Consider the following 12393-nt stretch of genomic DNA (forward strand, 5'->3'; position numbering starts at 1 on the left):
GATATGCGCTATGTCAGGAAGCATCCAAGGGTATCTCTACCGGTAGGGGCCGGTGAGTCAGTCTTTGGGGAAGGGGATTTTGCTTTATCATGCGTCAGCATACGAACATGCCAAGCCGTCCAATAAGGGCTGTCAGCCTACTGTTGGCCGTTATCCTGCCAGCCAGCCTGGCTATCTGTGGATTCGCCGCAGCAGACACGGCCACCAACGGGTCTAGTGTCGCCGACGCCAGCGCGCCGGCGACACTAGAAGGCACCGGGGGGGGGGGGTCGTCAGACCCCTCGCGTAGCTAAGCAAAATTCCGGCACTTTCCCCAGTAGCGCGACTCCAACATCAGCGCCCAGTACACCGCAATCCCCCTTATCCACACCATCTTCCCTAAACCCCACGCCGACAGAATCCACGAAAACCGATCAGACACTGGACTCGCAGTACACCGTTACCTTCAACGACCCCGACCAGCACACCAGCATGAGGCAAAACGTCAAAGCTGGTGAACTGGCGGAGCGACCCGCTGATCCGACCAGGAACGGCTACGTTTTCGAAGGCTGGTTCAAAGACGGCGCACACCTTGCCTACGATTTCAACCAGCCAGTCACCAGCAGCATCATCCTTAATGCGCATTGGACCAAGCAGCTTTCCCAATGGACCAGAGGATCAAGCACATGGTCCATTAACCCTGATAATGGGCCAACAGCCGGAAGCACCAAAATCACCATCACCCCGCCGGCAGCAAACAGCATCCACTTCACTCAAATCAGTGCAGGAGGGGCTCATTCCCTCGCCCTTGCATCAGACGGCAACCTCTACAGCTGGGGAAGCAGCAGCGGCGGGCAGCTAGGGCGCGCTGTTACCAATGAAACACCAAGCGGCAAGCCAAATCTGGTCACAAGGCCCAAGGGAGCATCCTCCGGCTTTACCTGGGTTCAAGCGGTGGCTGGAGGAGGTTATTCCTTGGCCATTGGCACCGACGGCAACCTCTACAGCTGGGGAAGCAACGGATACGGCCAGCTAGGGCGCATAACAGACAAGGATGATTCCAACACCATGAAGAGTGACCCTACTCCCAAACCAGTCGACAAACCGACAAAGGCTGATTCAAGTTTCACTTGGACCAAGGTCATTGCTGGAGCTGACTTTGCTCTGGCCTTCGGCTCTGATGGCAAGCTATACAGTTGGGGCGACGCCTACAACGGCGAACTGGGACGCCCTTCCGGCAATAAACCCGGCAGTGAACCGTCCAGCAAACCCAGCCCGGTCACTATGCCTTCAGGAGTTCACTTCACCCAAGTAAGCGCAGGCTTCCAACACGTTTTAGCCATTGACACGAGCGGAAAACTGTACGGCTGGGGGTGGAATGGATTGGACTTGCCCGGATGGAGTCAACAACAAACAATGCCCGGCCTCGGTACCGGAGCCAGTACACCGACCCAAATAACAAAATTCGGTCCTTCTGGAAATACTTGGAAGCAGGTTTCGGCAGGATACATGCATTCACTGGGCCTTGTCGCAAATGGCCAGCTATACAGCTCGGTAGGTTGCAATGCCCACGACTACTGTAATATTGCTCATCCATCTGGCACGGCAAAAGACTTCGCTTGGAAACAGATCAGTGCAGGATCGGAATACTCACTCGCGATCGGATCTGATGGCAAGTTGTATGGCTGGGGAGACAACAGCAAGGGCCAGCTGGCAAAAGACCCAAATGACTATAGCACTATTGCTGACCCTACCAAAGTATCCACACCCTCTGGAGTCACCTATACCCAGGTCAGAACGGGAAACCAACACGTACTGGCCCTGGACTCGGACGGCAACCTGTACAGCTGGGGAGATAACAGCAGCGGCCAGCTGGGACGCGACACTGGATCAGCCAAAAACAGCATATGGGCCAGCAAGATTCCTTTCCCTGAACAGCCAGAAATCTCCGATATTAAGTTTGATGGGATATCCGGTACCAACCGGTCCAGAAATTCAGACGGTACATGGAGCGTCTCTACTCCGTCACATCGCAAAGGCCAAGTAGATGTTACCATCTCCTGGAGTATGAACGGCCAGCAGCCTGACGCACACCTGCTCTACACGTATATCGGCCCCAAATACAGCGTCGGGTTCACTTCCAAGAACGGCTCCTGCCCGGCACCCTCAGGCATGCCCGGAAACCAATCGGTCGTTGAAGGCGAACAAGCTAAGCGCCCCTATCCCGATCCAAAATCAGACGGCTGCATGTTCGACGGCTGGTTCATCAAAGACACCAAAGGCGATTCCAATGTGGCTTATGACTTCAGCCAGCCCGTCACCGGCGGCATCAGTCTGGTCGCGCACTGGTCTCCAGTTGACACGCACTGGTCGATCAACCCTAGCCAAGGCAACGTGCTTGGCGGCCAGCAGACGACGATAACCCCTCCTGATCACAGCCGTGGCATCCGCTTCAATCAGCTCAGCGCCGGTGGCGAGCAGGCCAATATCCTCGGCTTCTCCGAGGGTGTGGCCAGCGACGGGAACGCCTACGCTTGGGGCAGCAACCAGTATGGACAACTGGGTCAAGACCCAGCCAAGACGACTGTGCAGAACACCCCTACTAAGGTTCCTTTGCCCGATGGCGTGGGTTCCGACTTCACCTACATGAAGATCGCAGCAGGCGGCGCCCACACTCTGGCCATAGGCTCCAACGGAATCCTCTACAGCTGGGGCCGTAACGATCACGGGCAGCTAGGCGACGACAGCACCACAGACCGATACAAGCCACAGCCCGTCAACAACCCCTATACAGACAAGTCCTTCAAAGCCGTGCAAATTAGCGCCGGTGCCTACGATTCAGCCGCCATCGACGACCAGGGCCGCGTCTACACCTGGGGATGCGAGCACACCAGCTACTCCGACTATGGCACAGTCAGATCAACACCGACCCTGGCCAAAGATCCCAACGGCTCCAGCCAAGGGTTACATGCAGTTCAGGTCAGCGTCAAATGGAGCTTCATCCTGGCCCTGGACGAGGACGGCAACGTATACGCCTGGGGATACAACACCAACGGCCAGCTCGGCAACGGAACAGCCGCAGGGGAGCACAACAAGGATTATGCCAACGACCCGAAGCCGGTCCAGGACCCCAAGGATGCCGGCAAGACCTTCAAAGCCACCCAGATCAGCGTAGGCACCAGGCACGCCCTCGCCATCGGAAAAGAGGACGGCAGCCTTTACACCTGGGGCAGGATCAACGACACCAACTACACAAGGCCCACGAACGACCCCGCCAACACCGGCAAGACCATCAAAGCCACCCAGATCAGCGCCGGCACATGGCATTCCCTGGCCATCGACCAGGACGGCAACGCCTGGGGATGGGGCTGGAACTACTATGGGCAGACCGGAAGTGGCAGCACCAGCGACCAACAGGCAACCCCGATAAAAGTTACCGGTCCGAACAAGGCAGGCCAGGGATTCAAGGCCGTCTGCATCAGCGCATCTCACAACCACTCCCTGGCTATCGGCCAGGACGGCAACGCCTACGCCTGGGGCAAGAACGACTACAACCAGCTCGGCAACACCAGCATCCCCACAACAGGCAACAGCCCCAAACCCATACAGACCATGTTCGACCCCACCCCCCTGAACATCACCGGGATCAGGTTCGACCAGACAGTGATCGGCACCCTGCGGCAGAACGCCGACGACTCCGTCACCCTGGCCACTCCTGCCCACAATCCGGGACGGGCCGATGTGATCGTGGATTGGACCTTGGGCGGGATAGTCCAGACCAAAGCGCACTTGGCCTACACCTACGAAGGCATGCTGCCCCATGCCGGCAGCAGCGGGGCCATAATCCTGCTGGCCGCAGGACTGCTCGCCGCCGCCGGCGCCGCAGCCGCCGGACGCCATCGGCGGGAGGCCCGCAGTCTGTAAGCCTGAAGACTTCGCACGAGTAAGCAGCCAGGCCGCATCCCAAGACAGCCCGGCTAAACAGGGTGGCCCCGCACTCCCCCAATACAGCGGAGCCACCCATTCTCTCTTGCAACGGCTCTCCCAGGAGGATCGATAAGTCGAACAGAATAAACATTCCTTAGACAAAGCAGGATCGATTTCCTGGCACACATCACTGACCTTGGCGAAGAGTGGATAGTCATGTCCACCAGGGTGATAAAATTATTGCAGATGAGGCCGGGATTGTGCCCGGCGCGCGGCGGGGGATCCGGACTGGGGAGTTCCGGGCATGTAGCCGCAGGTCCTGGGGAAGGGGATCATGTTTACCATGCGTCAGCATACGAACACGCACAGTCGTCCGGTCATGGCCGTCAGCCTTCTGCTCGCCGTCATCCTGCCGGCAAGTCTGATCGTTGGTGGCCTCGCTGCGGCCGACACGACCGCCAGCGAGCCTGTTGTGGCCGGCGCAAGCGCGCCTGCCACAACAGGAGGCACCGGGGGGGGGGGGTCGTCAGACCCCTCGCGTAGCTAAGCAAAATTCCGGTATTTCCTCCAGCAAGGCAACATCGCTGGCAACACCAGCATCTCCCTTATCCACACCCTCTCCCCTGAACCCCACGCACGTCGAACCCGACGGAACCGAAAAGCATAAAAGTCCTGACAGCCAGAAGCTGGCTCGCTCATCCACCCAATACACCGTCACCTTCACAAACCTGCAGGGCGCTGATATACAGCAAAGCGTCACAGATGGGAAACAGGCAAAACGGCCCGACGATCCCACCAAGAACGGCTACCTTTTTGACGGCTGGTTCAATGGCGATACGCCCATCGCCTACGACTTCAGCCAGCCCGTCACCAACAATCTGACTCTCAAAGCTCACTGGACAAAGGGATCAGGCGACTGGAGCATTAACCCGAATAGTGGCCCCACCTCCGGCAACACCAATGTGACGCTTGCGCCACCTGCCACAAGAGGCATACGATTCAGCCAAGTCAGTGCAGGAAAGAACCACTCTCTGGCCCTTGGCTCCGACGGCAACCTGTACACATGGGGTTACAACAGAAATGGACAGCTGGGTCGAAAACTCGCCATACTGGCCGATAACCGGCCAGGGATAGTGACTATACCTGGCAACGCTCATCATACTTTTGTTTCAGTCAGTGCGGCGGGCGCCTACTGCTTGGCCATTGATAAAGACGGCAACCTCTACAGCTGGGGAGACAATCAGGATGGCCAGCTGGGACGCGACACCGGAGGGGCCTCAACCGATCAGCCAGGCCAGGTGAAAGCGCCGGCAGGAGTCAAATTTACCCAGGCTATCGCAGGAAACGGATTCTCCATGGCTTTCGGCTCAGACGGCAACCTGTACAGCTGGGGGGACAACGAATATGGCGAACTAGGACGTCCAACCGATGCCGACAACAATGTTCCCGTGGGAGTGGCCGGAAAACCTTTAGATGCCAAGCCTGGCTTCACCTGGACACAAGCCAGCGCAGGAATGAACCATACTCTGGCCATGGGCTCGGACGGCAAGCTGTACAGCTGGGGAAGCAACGACTACGACCAGCTGGGACGAGACATCGGGAGTTCTTCAACCAGCCAGCCAGATCAAGTGGAAACGCCTGCAGGCGTCACTTTCACTCAAGCCGTTGCAGGCATGTTCCACTCCATGGCCATTGACCAGAAAGGCGAGATGTACAGCTGGGGAAACAACGACTGCAAGCAGCTGGGACGGGACACCGACAGCATACCTAGAAGCAAGCCAGGCCTTGTGGGTATACCTGAAGGCACACAAATCGTCAAAGCCTATGGCGGATACTGGTTCAGCATGGCCATGGACGCGGACGGCAACCTCTACACCTGGGGATTCAACGATGCCGGCGAACTGGGACGTACCGCTTCCGGCTCAGTCATGCAACCCGGCAAAGTCGCTATGCCAACGAACATCACCGCCTCTCAGGCCGTTGTGGGAAACTTCCATTGTCTGGCCATCGGATCGGACGGCAACCTCTACACCTGGGGACTCAACAATGGCGGCCAAATCGGCAGGGGGACAATCGGCAACGATGCCTATTCACCTGGTCAATTGACATTCCCCGCATCGCCTATACTTACCAGCGTCACCTTCGATGAAACAGCCATTACGGAAGCGACATTCAATATCGACGGCACTTGGACCTTCGCTACGCCGCAGCATGCGGAAGGCTGGGTTCCCATCACCGTGACATGGAGGCTGAGTGCCCCGCAGCCAGACCAGACAGTATATTTGGGTTACACCTACATAGGAACACCGCGCACCGTAACCTTCGACCCAGCCAATGGCAGTGCGGCAAATAGCGAAACCGTCAACGACGGCTACCGGGTTAAACGACCAGCCGATCCGATCTGGAATGACCATCGCTTTGATGGCTGGTTCCTCAAGGATGCCAAAGGCGGTTCCAATGTGGCTTATGATTTCAGCCAGCCGGTCACCGCAGACATCACGCTGGTCGCCCACTGGAGCCCTGCCAACACCGGCGGTTGGTCGATCAACCCGATCAAGGGCAGCTCGATGGGCGGACAGCAGGTGACCATTACGCCGCCCAAGATAAGCCGAGGCATCCGCTTCAACCAGGTCAGCGCCGGCGGCTACCATGCGGGGGACTTCCGCGGCTTCTCTCTGGGCGTGGCCAGCGACGGGAACGCCTACGCCTGGGGCAGCAACCAGCACGGCCAGCTTGGCCAAGGCACCGCCAACAACACCACGCAGAAAACGCCGGTCAAGGTTCCCCTGCCCGACGGCGTGGCCGCCGGCTTTACCTACACGCAGGTTGCAGCTGGCGGCTACCACGTGCTGGCTGTTGGCAGCGACGGCATCGTCTACAGCTGGGGGGCCAACGACCACGGGCAGCTGGGCGACGGCACCACCAGCGACCATTCCAAGCCGCAGCCCGTCAAAGGCCCGGACGGTCAGCCCTTCAAAGCCGTCCAGGTGAGCGCCGGTGCCTACGACTCGGCCGCCATCGACCCGCAGGGGCGCGTCTACACTTGGGGCAGCGAAAACAACAATTACACCGCATACAGCACGTCCAAACTGGCGCCAGCCCTAGCCAAGGATCCCAAGGGCTCCGGCCTGGGACTGCACGCGGCCCAGGTCAGCCTCGGCTGGAGCTTCATCATGGCCAAGGACACGGACGGCAGCCTCTACACCTGGGGATACGACAACTACGGGCAACTCGGCAACGGAGCGGCCACAGGAGAATACAGCACCACATACGCCGCCGACCCGGCACCCGTACCCGACCCCGGAGACACCAGCAAGGCCTTCAAAGCCGCGCAGATCAGCGCAGGCGCCAACCACGCCCTGGCCATCAGCCAGGACGGCACAGCCTGGGCATGGGGATACAACGACCACGGGCAGCTAGGCGACGGTACGACAACCAGCCAGCCCTCCCCCAAGCAGATCCGGGATCCTACGAACTCCAGCCAAGCATTCCAGGCCGCATGGATCAGCGCCGGCGTGCACCACTCCCTGGCCGTCAACCAGAACGACGCAGCCTGGGCCTGGGGATGGAACACCGACGGCCAACTCGGCAACGGCACCACCAGCGACCAGCCCACGCCCACGCGCGTATCGTCGCCCGCGGGCCAAGGCAAGGCCGACGGCGGGCTCACAGCCGCACGTGCCAATGCAGGACGAAACCACTCCCTGGCCATCGGTCAGGATGGCAACGCCTACGCCTGGGGTGACAACCAGTACAACCAGCTTGGCGTCGAGCAAAGCCTGACGCAGAGCAGTACTCCGGCTCTGGTGTCCTTCAACCCGGTCCTGCTGATCACCGGTGTCAGCTTCGACCAGACAGCAGTTGGTACTCTGCAACAGAACTCTGACGGCTCTGTTTCCCTGGTCACGCCCGCCCATAACCCGGGACAGGCTGATGTCATCGTGGATTGGACCCTGGGCGGGATCGCCCAGACTCAAACACACCTGACCTACACCTACGAAGGCATCCTGCCCCACGCCGGCAGCAGCGGGATCATGATCCTGCTGGCCGTCGGAATGCTGGCAGCAGCTGGTGCCGCAGCCGCCGGACGCCATCGGCGGGAGGCACGCAGCCTGCAAGCCTGAAGACTTCACACGAGTAAGCAACCGGACCATACCCCAAGATGGCCAGGTTAAACAGGGTGGCCCCGCAGTCCCCAACACAGCGGAGCCACCCATTCTCTTTAGCACCCGTCCGCCCAGAAGAATCGATAAGCCAGTTAGAACAAACAGTTCTCAGGCGCCTGCGCCTAGGCATGTCCACCAGGGTGATAAAGTTGTTGCAGATGAGGCCGGGAATGTGCCCGGCATGCGGCGGGGGATCCGGACTGGGGAGTTCCGGGCATGTAGCCGCAGTTCCTGGGGAAGGGGATCATGCTTATCATGCGTCAGCATCAGCACACGTCTATCGGACCGGCTATGGCCATCAGCACACTGCTGGCCGTCATCCTGCCTCTAGGCCTGCTTGCCGGCACCAGCGCCGATGCCAGCACTGAGGCCAGCGAGCCTGTTGCGTCCGGCGCGAGCGCGCCTGCCACAACAGGAGGCACCGGGGGGGGGGGGTCGTCAGACCCCTCGCGTAGCTAAGCAAAATTCCGGCATTTCCTCCAGCAAGGCAACGCTTCCAACTCCAACCACACCCCTATCTACACCATCACCCCTAGCTACATCCTCCCCGCTCAACACAACGCGGCTGCCGTCACCCACCATCCCAGAGCCTAATAAAAGAATCGCTGCCGATGAACATGTAAACGGCCGATCACAACCACGCTCATCCGCTCAACATACCGTCACCTTCAACGACCCTGAACAGCAAACCAGCACAGAACAAAAAATCACGGATGGAAACCGTGTAAGCCGACCTGCCAATCCCTCAAGAATCGGCTATATATTCGTCGGATGGCTCATAGGTGATACGCCCGTGGCCTACGATTTCAGTCAGCCGGTCACCAGCGACATCACCCTGACAGCTCACTGGACAAAAGGCTCCAGTACCTGGAGCATTGATCCCGCCCATGGACCAGCGAGCGGCAACACCAAGGTCACTCTTACCCCACCCGTCATACCTAATATTCGGTTCAGTCAATTCAGCGCCGGAGATAATTTTGCCGTGGCCTTGGGATCAGACGGCAACCTGTACAGCTGGGGATTCAACCAGGAAGGCCAGCTGGGACGTATAGCCAGCAGTAGCCTATACGATCCAAATCCCACACCAGGTAAAGTTGACAAACCCGCAAACGTATCATCGGACTTCACCTGGGTTCAGGTCAGCGCAGGAGACACTTTTGCCCTGGCTCTCGGTTCGGATGGCATTCTCTATAGTTGGGGTTCCAACGAATTCCGTCAGCTTGGGCGGGACGGGGTTTTCAATATCTTCGGCGGTGATCGGACGCCGAGGCCTGTAGACAAGCAGGAAACCATCAAATTCACCCGCATCAAGGCAGCAGCAAACCACGCTATGGCATTTGATTCCCTTGGAAATCTCTACAGCTGGGGATGGAACGAGTATGGGCAACTGGGTCATGATGGGGGAACTCAGGAAGTCAAAGAACCAACCAAAGTCGACAAACCTGCAAACGCTTCATCCAATTTCACTTGGATTGAGGCAAGCGGAGGGTTCTACGATACAGTGGCAATCGGTTCAGACGGCAACCTCTACAGCTGGGGAAACAACGACTTTGATCAACTGGGCCGCGACACCACCGATGCGACGAACAATCCTACTCCCGGCAAAATCGACAAACCTGCAGGTGTTCCCAGCGACTTCACGTGGCTCCAGACAGGATCAGCCCATTACAATTCCATGGCCCTTGGCTCAGATGGGAACATTTACACCTGGGGATCGGATGAGCAAGAAATTATGCTGGGACGCGATCTGAGCCTCAAAGTCGCCAACCGTCCAGCAGCTGTCTATAAACCCGCAAACGTCAATTACATTGACTGCATGACGACTGACTACCACTCCATAGGGGTCGGCTCAGACGGCAACCTCTACAGCTGGGGAACCGACGGTGACGGCGAGCTTGGGCAAGCTACACCAGTAAACGGCCCGGGAATTGTGTCCAAGCCTGACAGCAATCAGGATGACTTCACCTGGAAGCAGGCCAGCATAAACAATGGCTACACCATGGGGCTCGGCTCAGACGGCAACCTGTATACCTGGGGCTTCAACTATTACGGTGAACTAGGACACGGGGCCGTCAACGACGAAGAGCGCGGAGTGGTGTCGGCACTCGGCACACCCAACCTCACTGGCATGAAGTTCGACGAAACAACCATTACAGATCTGTCGAAGAACACGAATGAGGACACCTGGAGCGCCACTGCCCCGCCACATGCAAAGGGGAAGGCGGACGTGACTGTTCAATGGACCATAAATGGGGCGTCACAGCCGGATGTGCATTTGACCTATCGGTACGACGGACCAAAATACACCGTCTCCTTCAGCAACGAAGACAACTCCTGCCCGGCATCTTCCGACATGCCCCAAAACCAGTCCGTCACTGAGGGAGAGCAGACCATGCGCCCGTACCCCGATCCGAAGGCGGACAGCTGCCTGTTTGATGGTTGGTTCATCAAGGATGCCGATGGCGATTCCAAGGTCGCCTATGACTTCAGCCAGCCGGTCACCGCGGACATCACGCTGGTCGCCCACTGGAGCCCCACCGACAACGGCAAATGGTCGATCAACCCGATCAAGGGCAGCTTGATGGGCGGCCAGCAGGTAACCATCACGCCACCCAAGACCAGCCGGGGCATCCGCTTCAACCAGATCAGCGCCGGCGGCTCCCAAAACAGGGAGATGCGCGGCTTCTCAGTAGGCGTGGCCAGCGACGGTAACGCCTACGCTTGGGGCAACAACAGGTACGGACAACTAGGCACCGGCGACAATAAACAGCAGGACAAACCAATCGAGATTTTCAAGCCGGAGGGCGTGAAGAAAGACTTCACCTACACGCAGATTTCGGCAGGGGGCGCGCACACCCTAGCCATCGGCTCCGACGGCATCCTCTACAGCTGGGGGCATAACGATTTCGGCCAGCTAGGCAACGGCAGCACGGACACAAACATCCACGCCAAGCCGGTAGCCGTCATCAATCCCAGCACGGGCCAGCCATTCCAGGCCACCCAGGTCAGCGCCGGAGCCTGCGACTCGGTCGCCATCGATACTGCGGGCAAGGTCTACAGCTGGGGAAGCGAAACTACGACCCTGGGCGACAATGTCAACACCGTAAACTCCGATGCCAAACCGAAGCCCACTGTGGTCGCCGACCCGAGTAGCAACGACCAGGTTTTGCATGCAGTCCAAGTCAGCGCCAACTGGAGCTTCATCATGGCCTTGAACGCGGATGGCGACATATACGCATGGGGATACAACAACTGGGGGCAGTTCGGCAACGGGTCATCAACCCACAGCACTTGGACCGCTTACTCCTCCATCCCCACGCTGGTGCTCGATCCCACGGACACCAGCAAAGGACTGCACGCCACCAGGATCAGCGCAGGCGCGTGGCACGCCTTGGCCATAGGCCAGGACGGCACGGTCTGGTCATGGGGAATGGACAACAACGGCCAGCTCGGCTTCAGTACCGACTATCAGTCGTTGCCCAAGCAGGTGCCCAATGTCAAAGCCCAGCAGGTCAGCGCAAGCACATGGAATTCCTTGGCCATTAGCCAGGATGGCACAGCCTGGGGATGGGGCAACAATGCCAACGGCCAGCTGGGCGACGGCACCACCAGCAAACGGACCACACCTCGGCCCGTCTCACCTCCGAAAGGTCAGAGCAGCGCCGACACCGGATTCGCGTCCGTGCGGATCAGCGCGGGATGGAGCCATTCCGTAGCGATCGGCCAGGACGGCAAGGCCTACGCCTGGGGCGACAACCGCTACAGCCAGCTTGGATCCGAGCAAAGCATGACGCAGAGCCGCACGCCGACTCTGGTGGCATTCAACCCGGTGCTGATGATCACCGGTGTCAGATTTGACCAGACGGCCGTAGACACCCTGCAACAGAACTCTGACGGCTCTGTTTCCCTGGCCACGCCCGCCCACAATCCAGGGCAGGCTGATGTAATCGTGGATTGGACCCTGGGCGGAACCAGCCAGCCCCAGACACATCTGACCTACACCTACGAAGGCATGCTGCCCAACGCCGGCAGCGCCGGGACCATAATCCTGCTGGCCGCAGGACTGCTCGCCGCAGCTGGTGCCGCAGCCGCCGGACGCCACCGGCGGGAGACCCGCAGACTGCAAGCCTGAAGACTTCACACGAGTAAGCAGCCAGGCTGTACCCCAAGACAGTCCGGCCAAACAGGGTGGCCCCGCAGTCCCCAACACAGCGGAGCCACCCTTCTTATTCGCCCTGGTGTTGCTCCCACTCTTGCCCGTCCGCGCGTGATAGACTGCAATACAGCTGTCGGGATGGTCCCCGGCACACGTCTCGTGAAG

Annotated in this window: 4 protein-coding genes and 1 pseudogene; all 5 read left to right on the top strand. The window is 59.1% G+C overall.

Annotated elements, in window-relative coordinates:
• Positions 1-89 precede the first annotated feature (89 nt).
• The 5 genes and pseudogenes from LPC22_RS03735 (at position 90) to LPC22_RS03760 (ending at position 12204) form a co-directional block, all read left to right on the top strand.
• On the top strand, positions 90-293 hold the full coding sequence (locus LPC22_RS03735) for a hypothetical protein (protein ID WP_229132373.1): 204 nt from the start codon (positions 90-92) through the stop codon (positions 291-293).
• A gap of 178 nt (positions 294-471) precedes the next feature.
• Positions 472-3903: an RCC1 domain-containing protein gene (locus LPC22_RS03740; RefSeq protein WP_229132376.1), complete on the top strand. Its 3432-nt coding sequence runs from the start codon at positions 472-474 to the stop codon at positions 3901-3903.
• Between the two features lie 346 nt (positions 3904-4249).
• Positions 4250-8030 (top strand): annotated as a pseudogene (locus LPC22_RS03750) (RCC1 domain-containing protein).
• Between the two features lie 297 nt (positions 8031-8327).
• The gene (locus LPC22_RS03755; RefSeq protein WP_229132389.1) at positions 8328-8531 is read left to right on the top strand and encodes a hypothetical protein; all 204 of its coding nucleotides are present in this window, start codon (positions 8328-8330) and stop codon (positions 8529-8531) included.
• Positions 8455-12204 (top strand): RCC1 domain-containing protein, encoded by a 3750-nt coding sequence (locus LPC22_RS03760; RefSeq protein WP_284143461.1) that lies wholly within the window; start codon positions 8455-8457, stop codon positions 12202-12204. Before LPC22_RS03755 ends, LPC22_RS03760 begins: the two co-directional genes overlap by 77 nt.
• Positions 12205-12393: the final 189 nt, after the last annotated feature.

The organism is Bifidobacterium mizhiense, from assembly GCF_020884755.1.
Lineage (GTDB): Bacteria > Actinomycetota > Actinomycetes > Actinomycetales > Bifidobacteriaceae > Bombiscardovia > Bombiscardovia mizhiensis.